An 18,071-nucleotide genomic window follows, 5' to 3' on the forward strand; every position below is an offset into this window, starting at 1 on the left:
CCCGTCCCGACGCTAGGGCAAGCCGCATGACGATCAATTCCACCGGCGCCGAGCGCCTGCAACGGCGTATGGCGCGTGGCGCTGCCTTTCTCGGTTCCGAGGTAGCGATCCTCGGCGGCGGGATGTCCTGGGTGTCCGAGCGCAATCTGGTCGCGGCGATATCCAATGCCGGCGGCTTCGGCGTGATCGCGTGCGGCGCCATGTCGACCGATCTGCTCGACGCAGAGATCGCGGCCACCAAGGCGCTGACCGACAAGCCGTTCGGCGTGAACCTCATCACCATGCACCCAGATCTGATGGCCTTGATCGACGTGTGCGCGAAGCACAAGGTCAGTCACGTCGTGCTCGCCGGGGGCCTGCCCCCCAAAGGCAGCCTTGAAGCGATCAAGGCATCCGGGGCGAAATGCATCTGCTTCGCGCCGACGCTCGCGCTGGCGAAAAAGCTGATCCGCTCGGGCGTCGACGCGCTGGTGATCGAGGGAATGGAGGCCGGCGGCCATATCGGCCCGGTGTCCACCAGCGTGTTGGCGCAGGAGATATTGCCCGAAGTCGCCCTTGACGTTCCCGTGTTCATCGCGGGTGGCATCGGGCGCGGACAGGCGATCGCGGGCTATCTCGATATGGGCGCGGCCGGCGTACAGCTAGGCACGCGCTTCGTCTGCGCGACCGAGAGTATCGCCCACCCCAATTTCAAGAAGGCGTTCATCCGTGCATCAGCACGCGACGCAATCGCCTCGGTTCAGATCGATCCGCGCCTGCCGGTCATTCCGGTGCGTGCGCTGAAAAATGCGGGGGGCGAGCTGTTCACCCAGAAGCAGCGCGAAGTGGCGCAGGCGCTCGACGAGGGGCGGCTGGCGATGGCCGAAGCGCAACTCCAGATCGAGCATTACTGGGCTGGTGCGTTGCGCCGCGCCGTGATCGACGGAGATGTCGAACACGGCAGCATCATGGCCGGCCAGTCGGTCGGCATGGTGACCAAAGAAGAACCCGTAACCGACATCATCGCGACGTTGATGGACGAGGCTGCGCACGCGCTGGAAAAACGCGCGGCCTGAACGAGAAACGCGAGCATCGCCGCCTGACGACGACGCTCGCGTTAACGCCTCACCGCGTTGGTAACCTTTTATTAACCATTTGAGCGCCGAATCCTTCGCACAGAGGGAGAAAGCGCCATGGAAAGGGCCGCCATATCCATCGCGACCGCCGCGCTTGCGGCATCGCTCACGGCTTGCGCCTCGCATCCGAAGAAGATCGCGGTCGCCGTGCCACCGCCCGCCCGCAATCCAGCGGCCGCCGCGCCGATGCCGGCTGGCGGCTATGCAGGGATGAAAATTCCGACGCGCTTGTCAGACGGCAGTTACCTGACGCCCAACCGCAATCTAAGCGCCGCCGCTTCCGTGTGGCACCTGCGCGCAGCGCTAAATGTTGCCGCGCTCGCCTGTCGCGGCGCGGAGCAGGTGGCGATCGTCGAACGCTACAATAGCTTGCTGACCCGGCAGAAGGCCGCTTTCGCGCAGGCACAAACCACCTTGGCGGCGGAATATCGTGCGACTGGGGGCGACTGGCAGTCGCGTGAGGACGACGCGATGACGCGGCTCTACAATTACTTTTCACAGGATTTCGCGCGCACGGCATTCTGCGCGCGCGCAGCGCATGTGCTGGCCAGCGCGGAGGGGACGACGCCTGCTTCGTTCGAGACGTTCGCGGGCGAACAACTGCCAGCGCTCGATCAACCGTTCGTCGAATTTTTCCGCTCTTATGACGCATGGCGCGCCGGGCAGGCCATGCGCCCAGTGATCGCCTACGCCAGCCCGACGGTGATACCGGTCGCGCCGAAACACGTTCCGGCAAAAGTGGAAGCCGTAAAGCCAGGCAAACCCCCGCACCTGCACGTCGACATGAACGCGCTGCAGGACCAATCGATCGCCGGGGGCTGATCAACCGCGCACGGGGCTTACGCAAGCCGCGCGCTTCGGTTAACAGCCTTGATCATGACGCCTGGCCGGACCGACCAGCCCGTCGAGGGGCGCTTCGACGGGACGACACATCGCTTCCCGCTACGCGTCTATTTCGAGGACACCGATCTGTCGGGCGTCGTCTATCACGCCAATTACCTGCATTACATGGAGCGCGCCCGATCGGACATGCTCCGACTGGCCGGCATCGACCAGCGCAGCACGCATGAGGCGGGCGAAGGTGCCTATGCCATCGCCAGCCTCGCGATCCGCTATGTCGCGCCTGCACGGCTCGACGATGCGCTGATCGTCGAGACAAAATTGACCGAAGTGCGTGCCGCATCGGTTTCCATTCATCAAAGAGTCATGCACGGGGCTATCTTGCTTGCCGAGGCCGATGTCGTCGCGGCACTGGTCGCCCCGACGGGTCGGCCGCGACGCCAGCCGGCCGCGTGGATCGAACGTTTCAACTCTCTACTGGCCAAGAAGGACCAGACGCCTTGAACCTGTTCTTCAATTCCGATGCCGCCACGCTGTCGCCGGTCGCACTGTTCATCCAGGCCGACTGGGTGGTGAAGCTGGTCATGTTCGGGCTGCTCGCCGCGAGCATCTGGACCTGGGCGATCATCTTCATGTTCTGGCGCCGCATCGGCCGCACGCGGCGCGAGGCGGAGCAGTTCGAGCGCGATTTCTGGAAGGCTGACGATATCGACGCTTTCTACAAGGCGCATGTCGATGACGATCAGCCCGCTGCACGGATCTTCGTGGCCGGCGTGTCCGAGTGGCGCCGCTCGACACAAGGTGCGGCTATCGACCGTTCCGGCACGCGTGAGCGGCTGGCGACGGCGATGGGCGCGGCGGTCGCAAACGAGATCGATCGCCTGTCGGATCGGCTCAACATCCTCGCCACCGTCGGCTCGGTCGCGCCGTTCGTCGGCCTGTTCGGCACGGTGTGGGGCATTATGCGCAGCTTCACCTCGATCGCCAGCCAGCAGAACACCAGCCTCGCCGTCGTCGCGCCGGGGATCGCGGAGGCTCTGTTCGCCACCGCGATCGGCCTGTTCGCGGCAATCCCGGCGGTGATCGCGTACAACCGCTTCAGCCACGGCATCAACCGGATCGAGGCACGACTCAACCGCTTTGCCGACGGCTTCCACGCCACGCTGAGCCGCCAGCTCGATCGCGAGCGCTGAGCCAATGGCGATGCAACTCCCCTCCCAACGGAGCGGTAGGCGGCGGGCGCCTATGGCGGAGATCAACGTCACGCCATTGGTGGACGTGATGCTCGTATTGTTGATCATCTTCATGGTTACCGCACCATTGCTGACGGCGGGCGTGCCGGTGAACCTGCCGGACAGCCGCGCCAAGCCGCTCGACCAGGATCAGCAGCCGACCGAGATTTCGATCGACACGATGGGCCGCATCTTCATCGCCAAGGAAGAAGTGCCCGAGCAGCAACTGCCGCAGCATCTGGAGCAGATCGCCGCACGCACGCCGGCCGGCGGCCAACCGCCGCAGGTGTTCCTGCGCGCGGACAAATCGCTCGATTACGGCCATGTGATGCGCGTGATGGGCGAGCTGAACCGCGCCGGGCTGAACCGCGTCGCGCTGGTGACGGTCGGCGAGGATTGATCGCGTGGATCGGGCTGAGAAGATCGGGCTGGGAATCGCCATCGCCGGGCACGTCGTGCTGTTCGGCCTGTTGTCGGTCGGCTTTCTCGCCACCCCCAATCCGATCAACCTGAAACAACATCCGATCGAGGTAAGCCTGGTCAAGGATGTCGGGCTGGAAGCGACCGCGCCGCAGGCGGAAACGCAGCCCGCGCAATCGGTCGCCCCGGATCAGGGCGAGCCGGAGGAAGCGGCCGCGCCCGCCCCCGTGGCCGCAGCGCCAGAACCGAAACCCGCGCCGGTGCCGCAGCCCGCGCCGAAGCCCGAGCCGAAGCCGGCCCCGGTAAAGCCCGCGCCGAAACCCGCGCCCGCGCCAAAACCCGAACCCAAACCGGAGCCCAAGCCGAAGCGCGAGCCGCCGGCAGCGGAAAAGACCGCCGAAAAGCCCGCACCGCCCAAGCATCAGGCAGCGGCGGCGGCGTCCGAAAAGACCCCGCCCGCCAAGGCGCCCGGCACCGGCAAATCGGCCGAGGCCAAGGCGACGCGCCCGCGCGGCAGCCGGCTCGGCGCCGATTTCCTGAAGGGGCTGACCAGCGACGAGAGCAAATCGACCAGCCAGGTGCCGCGCGCCGCGAAGATCGACGCGGCGGCACTCGCCTCGATCGTGCAGGCGATCGCGCGACAGATCCAGCCATGCGCTGATCGGCAGGTCGATCCCGGCCCCGGGGCGAACGAGATCGTCACCACGCTGAACCTGAAACTCAACGAGGATGGCACGCTCGCAGCCACACCAACCGTGGTGCGCCAGACCGGGGTCAACGACGAGAACCAGCGTTATGCGCGCCGCGTGATCGATCTGGGCATCGCCGCGTTCAAGGGCTGTTCACCGCTCAAGTTGCCGCCGCAATTCTATTCGACCCCCAACGGCGGGTGGGAGAATATCAACTATCAGTGGAAGCTCCGGTGATCGCGCCGGTGCTCCACGATCGCGCCGCGCCGGGAGAGCGGGGCCGCGAGAACGAAAGGAAAGGCCCTGTCATGCGTAGCCTCGCCCTCCTCTCCGCCCTGTTGCTGGCATCCGCCGCGACGGCGCAGACCATGCCGGCAACCCCGCTCAAGGCGCCGCCGCAACAGCCGGCCGCCCAGGCGCCGGGCGGCGCCCCGCCACCGCTGGAAGTTTCCGTGACCGGCGGCATTTCCGCACCGATGCCGATCGCCATCCCGGCGATGCCGACGACGCAGGTGACGCAGACTCCGGCGGGGATGACCGACGCGCTCGGCCGCCAGCTTGCCGAAATCGTCACCAACGATCTCAAGAACTCCGGGTTGTTCAACCCGCTGCCGCCAGCGCAACTGCGCACGGTGATGTTCCCGGAAGTGACCGCGCCCGCTTTCTCTTATTGGGGCGGCTCGGGCGCGCAGGCGCTGGTGCAGGGCTTCGTCCGCGCCAATGGCGATGGCACGCTGACGGTAGGCTGCTACCTCTATGACGTTTCGGCACAGACCGAGCTGATGCGGCAGGGCTTCGTCGTGCCGCCATCCGACTGGCGCCGCGCGGGGCATAAATGCGCCGACATGGTGTACACCCGCCTGACCGGCGAAGGACCGTATTTCGACAGCCGCGTCGTCTATGTCTCAGAAACCGGGCCGAAGGCGCGCCGTACCAAGCGGCTGGCGATCATGGATCAGGATGGCGCCAACCATCGCTTCCTGACCAACGGACAGTCGATCGTGCTGACCCCGCGCTTCGCGCCGAACCAGCAGTCGATCGTCTATATGAGCTTCGTCAACGACAAGCCGGCGATCTACGTCTATAATCTGGGTTCCGGCACGCAGCATCTGGTCACGTCGACCGAACGGCTGACCTTCGCCCCGCGTTTCTCGCCGGACGGGCGGTGGATCATCTTCTCCATGTCGAGCGGCGCGACCACCAATATCTATCGCGTGCCGGCCAGCGGCGGCACGCCGGAACGCCTGACCAATTCGCCGGGGATCAGCACCGGCGGCAGCTATTCGCCGGACGGATCGCGGATCGTGTTCGAAAGCGATCGCTCCGGCAGCCAGCAGCTCTATGTGATGAACGCGGACGGATCGAATCAGCAGCGGATCAGCTTCGGCGGCGGCCGCTATGCCACGCCGGTATGGAGCCCACGCGGCGACCTGATCGCCTTTACCAAAATGGCTGGCCCGTTCCGCATCGGCGTGATGAGCCCGAACGGATCGGGCGAAAAGCTGCTGACCAATTCATGGCAGGACGAAGGACCGAGCTGGTCGCCCAACGGGCGCGTGCTGATGTTCTTCCGTCAGGGCCAGGGCAATGCCGGCAAGGCTGATCTGTGGTCGGTCGATCTGACCGGCGTGAACGAACGCCGCGTGCCGACCCCGCTCGACGGATCCGATCCGGGCTGGGGACCGCTTCGCCCTTGAACTTTCCGCAAGGGCACGGAACAAGGTCTTTTTGGGAGATACTATCATGGCTAGACTGACAACCACGTTGCTGATGGCAACGGCATTGGTGGCAACCGCCGCCTGCTCGAAGAAGCGCCCCGAGGTGCTGCCCCCCGCCCCTGGCCCCGCGCCGGAGCAGACGCAGCCGACCGGTCCGCAGGGCCCCGTGGGCGATGCCGTCGTTCCCGGCTCGGCAGCCGATTTCAAGCGTTCGGTGACGAGCGACACGGTGCATTTCGGGCTCGACATGTCGGACGTCGACGATCAGGCGCGTTCGATCCTCGACACGCAGGTCCAGTGGCTCAGCCGCTATCCGAACGTCCGCGTTACCGTGGAAGGCCATTGCGACGAGCGCGGCACCCGCGAATACAACCTCGCGCTGGGCGATCGCCGCGCCAATGCGGCGAAGAACTATCTCGCCAGCCGTGGCGTCGATGCCTCGCGCATCACCACGATCAGCTACGGCAAGGAGCGTCCGATCGCGCTCGGTTCCGATGAAGGCGCCTGGGCGCAGAACCGTCGCGCCGTCACGGTGGTGCTGAGCCAGTAAGGCATTTCGCGACCGGCGGCGCGAGATATCGCCGCCGGTCGCATTTGCATCGCGCGCGCCGATGCGGAATGCTCGCTCCCGACAATTGGGGGGGAAGCGGCATGAAGGCGATTTTCATCACCGGCGGCGCATCGGGCATCGGGCGCGCGGTGGCCATCCTGTTCGCCGCGCGCGGCTGGCGCGTCGGCCTTGCGGATATCGATGCGGCCGGGCTGGCCGCTACCGCGGCGATGCTGCCGGCGGACCGCACTTCCACCCATATCCTCGACGTGCGCGACATGGCCGCGTGGGAAGGCGCGCTGGCCGCCTTTACCGCCACCAGCGGCGGCCAGCTCGACGTGCTGTTCAACAACGCCGGGATCGGCCAGGGCGGCCCGTTCGGAACGATCGACCAGGCGTCGCTCGATCGCGTGATCGACATCAACTTTCGCGGCGTGTCTTATGGTGCGCGCGCCGCCTATCCGTATCTCAGGGCGACGCCGGGATCGTGCCTGCTAAACACCGCGTCAGCCTCCGCAATCTATGGCTCGCCCGGCCTATCGCTCTATTCCGCGACCAAATTCGCGGTGCGCGGGCTGACCGAGGCGCTCGACGGCGAATGGGCGCCCGATGATATCCGGGTGCGCGATCTGATGCCCGCGTTCATCGATACCGCAATCCTCGATGCGGGGATCGCCGGCACCAACCGCACCGCGCGGGATGCGGTGATCGCGGGGGGCTATGAATTCACCCCCGTGGAAACGGTCGCGCAGGCGGCATGGGATGCCGTGCACGGCGATCGCCTCCACACCGTGATCGGCAAGACCGGCCACCGCCTCGCCTTCGCCGCGCGGTGGATGCCGGGGCGGCTGCGCCGGATGATGCGCGCGGGTGCGCTCGGCCGTGAGTGACGTCAGCCGTCGAGGATCGAATCGATCGCCTCGGCCAGTTCCACGTCGCGCGTGGACAGGCCGCCGGCATCATGCGTGGTGAGCAATATCTCCACCCGGTTCCACACATTGGTCCATTCGGGATGATGATCCATCTTCTCCGCGATCAGCGCGACCTGCGTCATGAAGCCGAACGCCTCCGCGAAATCGGTGAAGACGATCGAGCGGGTGATCGCATCGCGCGCCTCGTCATAATCCCAATCGGACAGGCCATCGAGCGCGTCCGCCCGTTCCGCCTCGCTCAGCGCCTCGATCATCATGCCCTCCTTGCCGCCTGTGGCGAGGCACGGGTATGGCGATAGCGATGAACGGGCAAGAGGTGATGGGCGCGGCGCCCTCGGCGGACGCGATCGAGGCGCATGCGCGGGCGGTGATCGCGCGCCTGCCCGCGCAGTTCCGCGTGCATCTGGGCGACATCGTGCTCGCGGTGGAGGAATTCGCCGACGACGAGACGCTGTCGGCGATGGGGATCGAGCATCCGCTCGATCTCACCGGCCTGTATCACGGGCGCCCGCTGGGCGAGAAATCCTCGCTCGATTCGGGCGGCCTGCCCGATCGCATCTTCCTCTATCGCCAGCCGATCCTCGCCGAATGGTGCGAAACCGGGGTGCGGCTCGACGATCTCGTCGCGCATGTGACGATCCATGAGATCGGCCATCATTTCGGCCTGTCCGACGACGACATGCACGCGCTGGAAGACGCGGTGACGGATTGAGCGCGCGGCTCGCGTTCTCCGGCGTTGCCTGCTCCCGGCGCGGACGGACGCTGTTCGAGCAATTGTCGTTCGCGCTCGAGGCGGGTGAGGCGCTGATCGTGACCGGGCCGAACGGGGCGGGCAAATCGAGCCTGATCCGCGTCGCCGCGGGCCTGCTCGCGCCCGCCGCGGGCAGCGTTTCCCATGATGGCGCGCGCGCGTTACTCGCGGAGGCGGCGGCGCTGGACGCGGAGCGCGATGTTACCGCCGCGCTGACCTTTTGGGCACGGCTCGACGAGCGGCCCGCGCCCGAAACGCGCGTCGCCGCCGCGCTAGACACGCTCGATCTCTCAGGGCTGGCGGACGTGCCGGTGCGCCTGCTCTCGACCGGGCAGCGCCGCCGCGTCGGCTTTGCGCGCGTGCTGGCGAGCAAGGCGATGATCTGGCTGCTCGACGAACCCGCCAACGGCCTGGACACCGCCGCCGTCTCGCGGCTGGAGAATGCGATCGCCGCACATCGGGCGCGTGGCGGTGTCGCCGTGATCGCGACCCACCAGCCGCTCGCGCTGGCGGACGCAGAGGAGCTACGATTGTGAGCGCCCGCCCGCCAAGGCTCGACGCGGCAGTGACCCGCTCACCCGCATCCACCGCGCCGTCACCCATGGCCTGCGCCGAACGCACCATAGGAACACCGAGCAGCCATGCCGGAAGAGTGGCGCGCCTGATCCTGCCAATATTTCCGCCCATCCAGCCTCGTGCCGCGCGCACCGTCACCGCGGCACCTGTGCCAGCGGTGCCCCGGCATGACGAAAAATTCCGCGAGGCATGGCGATGACCGCGCTGATCCTGCGCGACCTGCGCCGCGCCTATACCTCCGGCGGGGCGACACTGATCGTAGCTTTCTTCCTGCTGGTCGCGATCCTGTTTCCGTTCGCGGTGGGGCCGGATCAGAAATTGCTCGCGCGGATCGGTGGCGGAGTGATCTGGGCGGCGGCATTGCTCGCCGCGTTGCTCCCGGTCGAGCGGCTGGTCGGCCCCGATCTAGATTCGGGGACGATCGACCAGTTCGCGGTGCGCGGGCTATCCCCCACCACGATCGCCGCCGCCAAGATCGCCGCGCACTGGCTCGCCTTCGCACCGCCATTGATGGCCGCGACCATCGCCGCCGCCGGCCTGCTTGATCTTTCGGGGGCGACACTGCTGCGGGTGGAGATCGGGCTCGCGCTAGGCACGCCGGGCCTCGCCGCGCTGGCAGTGGTGACCGCCGCGCTGGTCGCGGGGCTGCGCGGCGCGGGCGCGATCGCCGGGCTTGTCATGCTGCCGCTCGCCATTCCGCTGCTGATCTTCGGCGCGGGCGCGATCGAGGGCGGCGTTGGCGGGCTCAAGCTGCTCGCGGCGACCAGCCTGCTGATCGTCGCGGGTGCGCCGTTCATCGCCGGCGCGGCGATCCGCGCGGGGATGGAGTGACCGCAAGCGCGGACCTCGCTCCGATCGCATTGGCGGCGGGCGCGGGCTTCATCGGCGGCACGATGAACGCGCTGGCCGGCGGCGGCACCTTCGCCACCCTGCCCGCATTGCTCGCGCTCGGGCTGCCCGCCAATATCGCCAACGCCACATCGAACGCGGCGCTGATGCCGGGCGCGGCGACGAGCGCCTGGGCGATGCGCGACGAACTCCAGCCGCTCGGCGGCGTGAGCATCCGGACGCTCGCGGCGATCATGGCCGTCGCCGGATTTGCCGGCAGCGTGCTGCTGGTGCTGACGCCGAGCCGCGCGTTCGACCTGATCATCCCATGGCTGTTGCTCTATGCCTTCATTGTGCTGGCCTGGGGCAAGAACGCCGCCGCCTGGCTGCGCGCGCGGGTGTCGATCGGCCCGCGCACGCTGATGACGACGCAGGGGCTGCTTGGCATCTATGGCGGCTACTTCGGCGGCGGCGTGGGGCTGATGATGATGGCGACCTATGGCCTGCTGGTCGGCCATTCCCCGCGCGAGATGTTCGCGCCGCGCACGCTGATGCTGGCCACAGCCAATGCGGCGGCGGCGATCGTTTTCGTGAGCACGGGGATGATCGCTTGGGCTGCATGCGTGCCGATGCTGATCGGATCGATCATCGGCGGCTGGATCGGCGCGCATGTCGGCAAGCGGCTGCCGCACGGTGCGGTACGCGTGTGGACGCTGCTGGTGACGGGGGCGACGACGCTCGTGTTTTTCTGGCGCGCCTATCACTGACGGCGTATCCTCGCGGGCGATGGCCGATCCAGCCCTGCCCGGCGAGCGCCTCTACCGCCACCGCCTCCCGACCCGGCTGTGGCATTGGATCAACGCAATCGCGGTGTTCATCCTGATCGGCAGCGGGCTGGGCATCTCCAACGCGCATCCCCGGCTCTATTGGGGGCAATATGGCGCGAATTTCGATCACGCCTGGGCGCAACTGCCGCATTTTCCCGCGTGGCTGACGATCCCGGCCAATTACAATCTCGCGCTGTCGCGGCGCTGGCATCTGTTCTTCGCGCTGGTGCTGGCGTTCGGGCTGCTCGGTTACATGATCGCGAGCCTGCTCAACCGCCATTTCCAGCGCGATCTGCGGGTGCGCGCGGGCGATGTCGCGCCGCGCCATATATGGGCCGATATCAGCGCGCATCTCGCCTTCCGTTTTCACGATCCGGAACGGCCGGGCGCATATAACGTGCTGCAGAAGCTCAGCTATGTCGCGGTGATCTTCATCCTGCTGCCGCTCGTGATCCTCACCGGGCTGACGCTCTCCCCCGGCATGGACGCGGCATGGCCATGGCTGCTCGATCTGTTCGGCGGCCGGCAATCAGCGCGCTCGCTGCATTTCATCGCGATGGCGACAATCTCCGGCTTCATCGTGATCCACCTGACGCTCGTCATCCTCGCCGGCGCGTGGAACGAGGTGCGATCGATGCTGACCGGCTGGTGGCGGGTGCCGGAATGACGCTGATCACGCGCCGCAGCCTGATCGTCGGCGCGCCGGCATTGCTCGCGGGATGCGATCAGATCGTGCAAAATCCCACCGCGCGCGCAATCCTGTTCAAGGGCGAGGACATGCATCGCGGGCTGCAACGCGCGCTGACCGATCGCGCCGCGCTCGCGCCCGAGTTTCGCGCGGATCAGCGCTCGCCGTTCTTCCGCCCGAACGGCACGAGCGATCCCGGAACGCCGGAATATGCCGCGCTCGCCGCCGGGCGCTTCGCCGACTGGCGGCTGCAGGTTGGCGGGCTGGTCGCGCGGCCGCTGGCGCTCTCACTCGCGGATCTCGCCCAGCTTCCCAATCGCGCGCAGATCACGCGCCACGATTGCGTGGAAGGGTGGAGCGCGATCGCCAAATGGCAGGGGCCGATGCTTGGCAGCGTGCTGAAAGCGGCCGGCCTGCGCGATGCGGCACGCTATATCGTCTTCACCTGCGCCGATCTGTTCGGCGGCGAGCATTATTACGAATCGATCGACCTGATCGATGCCTTTCACCCGCAGACGATTCTCGCATGGGCGCTGAACGATCGGATGCTGCCGGTGATGAACGGCGCGCCATGCCGGCTGCGCGTCGAGCGCCAGCTCGGTTACAAACACGCCAAATATCTGATGCGGCTCGATGCGGTCGCCAGCCTCTCCGGGATCGGCAAGGGCCAGGGCGGCTATTGGGAAGATAATGTCGATTACGACTGGTATGCCGGCATCTGATTGTTAGTCTGCCGCCCATGTCGCTTATAGATTTGTTCCTGTCGCGCTCGGTCAAGCGCGGTCGCCTCACCCTCCTCCGCCCCGGCGCCAAACCCGCCTCCTTCGGCACGGCGGAGCCCGGCTATCCCGATGCGACGATTCGCTTCGCCGACAAGCGCGTCGCGCTGGCGATCGCGCGCAACCCGGCGCTGGGCGCGGGCGAATGCTATATGCACGGGCGGCTGATCGTGGAGCAGGGCGATATCCGCGATCTCGTCGAGCTGCTGACAAGCAACGACAAATGGGAAGCCGGGCAGAATAATCTCGATCCGAGCTGGATCACGCGCGCGGTAGGCGCGGTGAAATATCGCTTCGATCGCATCAACATGGAGCGGCGATCGAAGAAGAATGTCGCGCATCATTACGACCTGTCGGGGCGACTCTACGATCTCTTCCTCGATCGCGACAAGCAATATAGCTGCGCCTATTTCACCGATCCCGCCAATTCGCTGGAGCAGGCGCAGCTCGACAAGCTCGCGCATATCGCCGCCAAGCTGGCGCTGAAGCCCGGGATGCGCGTGCTCGATATCGGCTGCGGCTGGGGCGGGATGGCGCTGTATCTCAACCGCCATTTCGGGGTCGAGGTGCTCGGCGTCACGCTGTCCGAGGAACAGCTCAAGGTTGCGCGCGAGCGGGCCGAGGCGGCGGGCGTGGCGGACAAGGTGAAATTCGAGCTGATCGATTATCGCCGCGTGACCGGCACATTCGATCGCATCGTCTCGGTCGGCATGTTCGAACATGTCGGGCCGCCGCAATATCGCACCTTCTTCAAGAAATGCCGCGATCTGCTGAGCGACGACGGCGTGATGCTGATGCACACGATCGGCCGCATGGGAAACCCCGGCGTGACCGACGACTGGACGGTGAAATATATCTTCCCCGGCGGCTACAACCCCGCGCTGTCCGAAATCGTCCGCGCTTACGAGGGGTTGCGGATGTTCCCGACCGATGTGGAGGTGCTGCGGCTGCATTATTCGTGGACGCTCGATCACTGGTATGATCGCACCGTCGCCGCGAAGGATGAGATCGTCGCGCTGTACGACGAAGCCTTTTACCGCATGTGGACCTTCTACCTCGCGGGCGCGGCGGCGGCGTTCCGCCATGGCGGGCTGTGCAACTATCAGGTGCAGCTCACCAAGGGCCGACTGGCCGTTCCGGTGACACGCGATTACATGTTCGAGGGCGAACGGGCCTTGCGCGAATCCGCTCCATCGGCATAGGGCGCGCCCTATGAACGAGAAGATCAATCGCGTCGTGCTCGCCTATTCGGGCGGCCTCGACACCAGCGTCATCCTGAAGTGGCTTCAGCAGACCTATAATTGCGAAGTCGTCACCTTCACCGCCGATCTCGGCCAGGGCGAGGAGCTGGAACCAGCGCGTCGCAAGGCGGAGCAGGCCGGCGTGAAGCCGGAGCATATCTTCATCGACGATCTCCGCGAGGAATTCGTCAAGGATTATGTCTTCCCGATGATGCGCGCGAACGCATTGTACGAGGGGCTGTATCTGCTCGGCACCTCGATCGCGCGGCCGCTGATCGCCAAGCGCCAGATCGAGATCGCCCGGATGGTCGGCGCCGATGCGGTCAGCCATGGCGCGACCGGCAAGGGCAACGACCAGGTCCGTTTCGAGCTGGGCTATTACGCGCTCGCGCCCGACATCAAGGTGATCGCGCCGTGGCGCGAATGGGATCTCACCAGCCGCACCAAGCTGATCGAGTTCGCCGAACAGCATCAGATTGCCGTCGCCAAGGACAAGCGCGGCGAAGCCCCCTTCTCCACCGACGCAAACCTGCTGCACACCTCGTCCGAAGGCAAAGTGCTCGAGGATCCGTGGCAGGAAGTGCCGGATTACGTCTATTCGCGCACCGTCAATCCGGAGGATGCGCCGGACACGCCGGAATATATCACGATCGATTTCGAGCGTGGCGACGGCGTGGCGCTGAACGGCGAAGGCTGTTCCCCCGCGACGCTGCTGACCAAGCTCAACGAACTTGGCCGCAAGCATGGCATCGGCCGGCTCGATCTGGTCGAGAACCGCTTCGTCGGCATGAAGTCGCGCGGCATGTATGAAACGCCGGGCGGCACGATCTATCACCTCGCGCATCGCGGGATCGAACAGCTCACGCTCGATCGCGGCGCTGCGCATCTGAAGGACGAGCTGGCGGTTCGTTACGCCGAGCTGCTCTATAACGGCTTCTGGTTCTCGCCCGAGCGCGAGATGCTCCAGGCGGCGGTTGATTACAGCCAGGAAAAGGTCGCCGGCACCGTGCGGCTGAAGCTGTACAAGGGCTCGGTGATCGTCGTCGGCCGCAAGTCGCCCAATTCGCTCTACAGCGAAAAGGTGGTGACGTTCGAGGACGATCAGGGCGCTTATGACCAGCGCGACGCGGCGGGCTTCATCAAATTGAACGCACTGCGCCTGCGCCTGCTCGGCCGTCGCGACGGCTGACACACCCCTTATCCCCATGCCCCGGCCACAGCGCCGGCGCATGGGGAGGGTGATCCAGCCGGTGCAATGCCCCCCGCCGCGCGACAGGCAGTCGCGGCCCGGCGTGGGAATTATGTGGCGAACGCCGGCACAAACCCTGCCACCTATATGATTTCGGGGGCCTTCCGGCCGCTTTGAACCGTGGCTTTCCAAGGCCTCGCCCCGCTTCCGCACGACGTTCGCCCCTTGCGGAGCCTGAGTCACGACCGGTAAGGACGATAGCATGGAAGGTCCGGGGGCAAGGTTGCGCTGGTGGCAGACGCGCTGGTTCGTCGTGGTTGCGACGCTGCTCGCGCTCGTGCCGTTGCTGTGGCCGACGATCCCGCCGCTGGTCGACCTGCCGGGGCATATGGGGCGTTATCGCGTCCAGCTTTCAATCGATACCGTGCCCTGGCTCAGCCAATGGTATGATTTCAAATGGTCGCTGATCGGCAATCTCGGCATCGACCTGCTCATCATTCCCTTCGCCAAGCTGTTCGGGCTGGAGCTGGGGGTGAAGCTGATCGTGATGGCGATCCCCGCGCTCACCACCGCGGGGCTGCTGTGGATCGCGCGCGAGGTGCACGGCCGCATCCCGCCCACCGCATTGTTCGCGCTGCCGCTGGCTTATTGCTACCCGTTCCAGTTCGGCTTCGTGAATTTCGCGCTGTCGATGGGGCTCGCCCTGTGCCTGTTCGCGCTGTGGCTGCGGCTGGGACGACTGCGGAGCTTCCGGCTGCGCGCCGCGATCTTCGTGCCGGCATCCTGCCTGTTGTGGCTGTGCCACACGTTCGGCTGGGGCGTGCTGGGCGTGCTCGCCTTCTCCGCCGAAATGGTCCGCGAACACGATCGACGCAAGGACGCCGGATCGGGCCATTGGGTGGCAAGCTGGTTCCGCGCCGGCCTGGCCTGCGTGCCGCTCGCGCTGCCCATGTTGCTGATGATCTTCTGGCGATCAGGCGATCACGTCACCGGCCAGACGACCGACTGGTTCAACTGGCAGGCCAAATCGGCGTGGCTGCTGATGGTGCTGCGCGATCGGTGGCAATGGTGGGATATCACCGGCATCGCCGTGCTCTACCTGATCCTGCTCAAGGGATTGCGTGATCCGGCGATCGAATATTCGCGCAATCTCGGGCTTTCCGCATTGTTCCTCGCGGCGGTCTATCTGCTGCTGCCCCGGATCGTATTCGGCTCGGCCTATGCCGATATGCGGCTCGCGCCATATGCCATCGCGATCGCGGTGATCGCGATTCGGCCGCGCGCCAATATCACCATGCGCCATGCCGGCACGCTGGCGGCGCTGGGGCTGGCGTTCTTCCTCGCGCGGACCGCGAGCACCACGATCAGCTATGCGATGTTCGCGCGCGATTATCGCACCGAGCTGGCCGCGCTCGACAAGCTGCCGATCGGCGCGCGCGTGGTGAGCTTCGTCGGCTATAGCTGCGATAACAAATGGACCATGTCGCGGCTGGAGCATCTTCCCGCGATCGCGCTGGAGCGGCGGCTCGCCTATACCAACGATCAATGGTCGATGGCGGGTGCGCAATTGCTCACCGCGCGGTATTTCGCCGCTGGCGGCTTCGCGCATGATCCGTCGCAGATCGTCACCGCGCGCTGGTGCATGCGCGAATGGTGGCGGCCGGTGGGCTTCTCGATGGCGCGCTTTCCGCGCGACGCATTCGATTACGTCTGGCTGATCCGCACGCCGAAGTTCGATCCGCGTTATGCCAGCGATCTCGTGCCGGTGTGGCAATCCCCGGACGGGACGAGCGCACTGCTCAAGGTCGATCGCACCAGGCCGGCGCCGCAGATCGAGGATAGCGAGCTGATCCCAGCGCCGCTGCTCGAACTGCGCGAGCGCATTCGCCGCAAGCGCGCGGCGCAGGCGGAAGCGGCTGCGGCCGCAGCGGCGGCTGAGGCCGCGAACGCGACCGCTAACCCTTCCTGAAGGGCGTAAGCTGCTCAAGGAATGCGCGGTCTTCCTCGATCGCGGCGCGCTCCCGGATCAGGAAATCGGCCACCGCGCGACGGAAACCGGGATCGGGCAGATAATGCGCGGACCATGTCGGCACCGGCACATAGCCGCGCGCCAGCTTGTGCTCGCCCTGCGCGCCCGCCTCCACCGATGAGAGGCCACGCGCGATCGCGGCGTCGATCGCCTGATAATAGCACAGCTCGAAATGGAGGAACGGCACCTCCTCCACGCAACCCCAATAGCGGCCGTAGAGCGTATCCGCGCCGATCAGGTTGAGCGCACCCGCGATCGGCCGGCCATCACGTTCGGCGAGGATTAGCAACACCTTGTCCCCCATCCGCTCGCCAAGCAGCGGGAAGAAGGAATGCGTCAGATACGGGCGGCCCCATTTTCGGCTGCCGGTATCCTGATAGAATTCCCAGAAAGCGCCCCATTCACGCGGGCCGATCTCGTCCCCCGCGAGGTGCCGGATCGTCAGCCCCTCCACCGCCGCCGCGCGCTCCTTGCGGATCGCCTTGCGCTTGCGGCTGGAAAGCTGCGCGAGGAAATCGTCGAACGTGCGATAGCCGTTGTTGCGCCAGTGATATTGCGTGCCCTGCCGGATCAGCCACCCCGCCGCCTCGAACAGCGGCACCTGATCGGGCGCGATGAAGGTGGCGTGCGCGGAGGAAAGCTGGTGGCGATCGATCACCGTCTCCAGCGCGGCGATCAGCGCGGGCGCAACGGCGGGGTCGCGCAACAACAGGCGCGGCCCTGGCACCGGCGTGACCGGAACGGCGATCTGCAGCTTGGGATAATAAGCGCCGCCCGCGCGCTCCCACGCATCGGCCCAGGCATGATCGAAGACATATTCGCCCTGGCTGTGGCTCTTGGCATAGCTTGGCGCGATTCCGGCCGGGCGCCCATCTGCGCCATCGACGATCACCGGCAGCGGCTGCCACCCGCTGCGCGCGCCGACGCTGCCCGATTCCTCCAGCGCCGACAGAAAGGCGTGGCTGACGAAGGGATTGCCTGTGCCGGCACAGGCATCCCAATCGGCGGCGGCGATCGCAGAGACACCTTCCACCATTCGCGCCGATATGCTGCTCATGCGCCGCACCGCCATCGAACGACATGCCGGATCGCGCATCGCGCGCCCGGCATGCGGTGAAACGTCGAGGAAAGTGCCATCGACACTAACTTAAGGCGCGCGCGGCGCCGCTCAAGCCGCGATTACAGCGGCTCGCCGACCTCGATGATCGCATCGACCTCTACCGCCGCCCCGAGCGGCAGCACCGGCACGCCAACCGCCGAACGCGCGTGCTTGCCGGCATCGCCGAACAGCGCGACCATCAGCTCGCTGGCGCCATTGGCGACCTTCGGCTGATCGGTGAAATCGCCGTGCGAATTGATGAACACGCCCAGCTTCACGACCCGCTTCACCCGCGCGAGATCGCCGAGCGCAGCCTTTACCTGCGCGATCAGCATCAGCGCGCACCGGCGCGCGGCATCCTGCCCTTCCTCGACGCTGACATTCTCGCCCAGCCGCCCGGCGATGAGCTTGCCATCCTTGAACGGAAGCTGCCCGGAAACGTGAAGCAGATTGCCCGAAAGCACGGTGGGGACATAGGCCGCGACAGGCGCGGCGGCTTCGGGAAGCGACAGGCCCAGCTCGGCCAGCTTGCGATCGATAAGTTCGGTCATGCGCCCAGCTTCAACAC

Annotated in this window: 21 protein-coding genes; 18 read left to right on the forward strand and 3 right to left on the reverse strand. The window is 66.3% G+C overall.

What is annotated here, in order from left to right; translation table 11 throughout:
* The first annotated feature begins 68 nt into the window (after positions 1-68).
* From P0Y64_03090 to P0Y64_03130, 9 genes are all read left to right on the forward strand, one after another.
* Positions 69-1,055: a nitronate monooxygenase gene (locus tag P0Y64_03090; protein ID WEK44954.1), complete on the forward strand. Its 987-nt coding sequence runs from the start codon at positions 69-71 to the stop codon at positions 1,053-1,055.
* Positions 1,056-1,172: 117 nt separating this feature from the next.
* Positions 1,173-1,937 (forward strand): hypothetical protein, encoded by a 765-nt coding sequence (locus P0Y64_03095; GenBank protein WEK43829.1) that lies wholly within the window; start codon positions 1,173-1,175, stop codon positions 1,935-1,937.
* Between the two features lie 54 nt (positions 1,938-1,991).
* A complete protein-coding gene (ybgC, locus tag P0Y64_03100; protein ID WEK43830.1) occupies positions 1,992-2,459 on the forward strand; it encodes a tol-pal system-associated acyl-CoA thioesterase in 468 nt (155 codons plus the stop codon).
* The gene (tolQ, locus tag P0Y64_03105; GenBank protein ID WEK43831.1) at positions 2,456-3,148 is read left to right on the forward strand and encodes a protein TolQ; all 693 of its coding nucleotides are present in this window, start codon (positions 2,456-2,458) and stop codon (positions 3,146-3,148) included. The genes ybgC and tolQ overlap by 4 nt, the downstream gene beginning before the upstream one ends.
* 4 nt (positions 3,149-3,152) lie before the next feature.
* On the forward strand, positions 3,153-3,587 hold the full coding sequence (gene tolR / locus P0Y64_03110) for a protein TolR (GenBank protein WEK43832.1): 435 nt from the start codon (positions 3,153-3,155) through the stop codon (positions 3,585-3,587).
* 4 nt (positions 3,588-3,591) lie between these two features.
* Positions 3,592-4,533 carry a cell envelope biogenesis protein TolA gene (locus tag P0Y64_03115; protein WEK43833.1) on the forward strand — a complete coding sequence of 314 codons (942 nt, stop codon included), beginning with the start codon at positions 3,592-3,594 and terminating at the stop codon, positions 4,531-4,533.
* 71 nt (positions 4,534-4,604) lie between these two features.
* On the forward strand, positions 4,605-5,993 hold the full coding sequence (gene tolB, locus P0Y64_03120) for a Tol-Pal system beta propeller repeat protein TolB (GenBank protein ID WEK43834.1): 1,389 nt from the start codon (positions 4,605-4,607) through the stop codon (positions 5,991-5,993).
* A gap of 46 nt (positions 5,994-6,039) precedes the next feature.
* Positions 6,040-6,564 (forward strand): peptidoglycan-associated lipoprotein Pal, encoded by a 525-nt coding sequence (pal, locus tag P0Y64_03125; GenBank protein WEK43835.1) that lies wholly within the window; start codon positions 6,040-6,042, stop codon positions 6,562-6,564.
* Between the two features lie 101 nt (positions 6,565-6,665).
* On the forward strand, positions 6,666-7,454 hold the full coding sequence (locus tag P0Y64_03130) for an SDR family oxidoreductase (protein WEK43836.1): 789 nt from the start codon (positions 6,666-6,668) through the stop codon (positions 7,452-7,454).
* A gap of 2 nt (positions 7,455-7,456) precedes the next feature.
* Here P0Y64_03130 and P0Y64_03135 read toward each other — a convergent pair whose 3' ends face one another.
* Complete coding sequence (locus tag P0Y64_03135; GenBank protein WEK43837.1) at positions 7,457-7,753, reverse strand: 4a-hydroxytetrahydrobiopterin dehydratase; 297 nt, start codon at positions 7,751-7,753, stop codon at positions 7,457-7,459.
* A gap of 44 nt (positions 7,754-7,797) precedes the next feature.
* On the opposite strand from P0Y64_03135, the gene P0Y64_03140 reads away from it, so the two are divergent.
* From P0Y64_03140 to P0Y64_03180, 9 genes are all read left to right on the forward strand, one after another.
* Positions 7,798-8,208, forward strand: a complete 411-nt coding sequence (locus P0Y64_03140) for a metallopeptidase family protein (protein WEK43838.1) — start codon at positions 7,798-7,800, stop codon at positions 8,206-8,208.
* Positions 8,205-8,783 (forward strand): heme ABC exporter ATP-binding protein CcmA, encoded by a 579-nt coding sequence (gene ccmA / locus P0Y64_03145; protein WEK43839.1) that lies wholly within the window; start codon positions 8,205-8,207, stop codon positions 8,781-8,783. Before P0Y64_03140 ends, ccmA begins: the two co-directional genes overlap by 4 nt.
* A gap of 235 nt (positions 8,784-9,018) precedes the next feature.
* Positions 9,019-9,654: a heme exporter protein CcmB gene (locus tag P0Y64_03150; GenBank protein ID WEK43840.1), complete on the forward strand. Its 636-nt coding sequence runs from the start codon at positions 9,019-9,021 to the stop codon at positions 9,652-9,654.
* Positions 9,651-10,418, forward strand: a complete 768-nt coding sequence (locus P0Y64_03155) for a sulfite exporter TauE/SafE family protein (GenBank protein WEK43841.1) — start codon at positions 9,651-9,653, stop codon at positions 10,416-10,418. The genes P0Y64_03150 and P0Y64_03155 overlap by 4 nt, the downstream gene beginning before the upstream one ends.
* Before the next feature lie 19 nt (positions 10,419-10,437).
* A complete protein-coding gene (locus P0Y64_03160) occupies positions 10,438-11,145 on the forward strand; it encodes a cytochrome b/b6 domain-containing protein (GenBank protein ID WEK43842.1) in 708 nt (235 codons plus the stop codon).
* The gene (locus P0Y64_03165; GenBank protein ID WEK43843.1) at positions 11,142-11,888 is read left to right on the forward strand and encodes a molybdopterin-dependent oxidoreductase; all 747 of its coding nucleotides are present in this window, start codon (positions 11,142-11,144) and stop codon (positions 11,886-11,888) included. The genes P0Y64_03160 and P0Y64_03165 overlap by 4 nt, the downstream gene beginning before the upstream one ends.
* Before the next feature lie 17 nt (positions 11,889-11,905).
* The gene (locus tag P0Y64_03170; GenBank protein ID WEK43844.1) at positions 11,906-13,147 is read left to right on the forward strand and encodes a cyclopropane-fatty-acyl-phospholipid synthase; all 1,242 of its coding nucleotides are present in this window, start codon (positions 11,906-11,908) and stop codon (positions 13,145-13,147) included.
* 10 nt (positions 13,148-13,157) lie between these two features.
* The gene (locus P0Y64_03175) at positions 13,158-14,375 is read left to right on the forward strand and encodes an argininosuccinate synthase (GenBank protein ID WEK43845.1); all 1,218 of its coding nucleotides are present in this window, start codon (positions 13,158-13,160) and stop codon (positions 14,373-14,375) included.
* 262 nt (positions 14,376-14,637) lie between these two features.
* Positions 14,638-16,344, forward strand: a complete 1,707-nt coding sequence (locus P0Y64_03180; protein ID WEK43846.1) for a hypothetical protein — start codon at positions 14,638-14,640, stop codon at positions 16,342-16,344.
* Here P0Y64_03180 and P0Y64_03185 read toward each other — a convergent pair.
* Positions 16,331-17,461: a GNAT family N-acetyltransferase gene (locus tag P0Y64_03185; GenBank protein WEK43847.1), complete on the reverse strand. Its 1,131-nt coding sequence runs from the start codon at positions 17,459-17,461 to the stop codon at positions 16,331-16,333. The genes P0Y64_03180 and P0Y64_03185 overlap by 14 nt on opposite strands.
* 122 nt (positions 17,462-17,583) lie before the next feature.
* Entirely contained in the window at positions 17,584-18,054 is a 471-nt protein-coding gene (locus P0Y64_03190) for a RidA family protein (protein WEK43848.1), read from the reverse strand.
* Positions 18,055-18,071: the final 17 nt, after the last annotated feature.

Source organism: Candidatus Sphingomonas colombiensis (assembly GCA_029202845.1).
Lineage (GTDB): Bacteria > Pseudomonadota > Alphaproteobacteria > Sphingomonadales > Sphingomonadaceae > Sphingomonas > Sphingomonas colombiensis.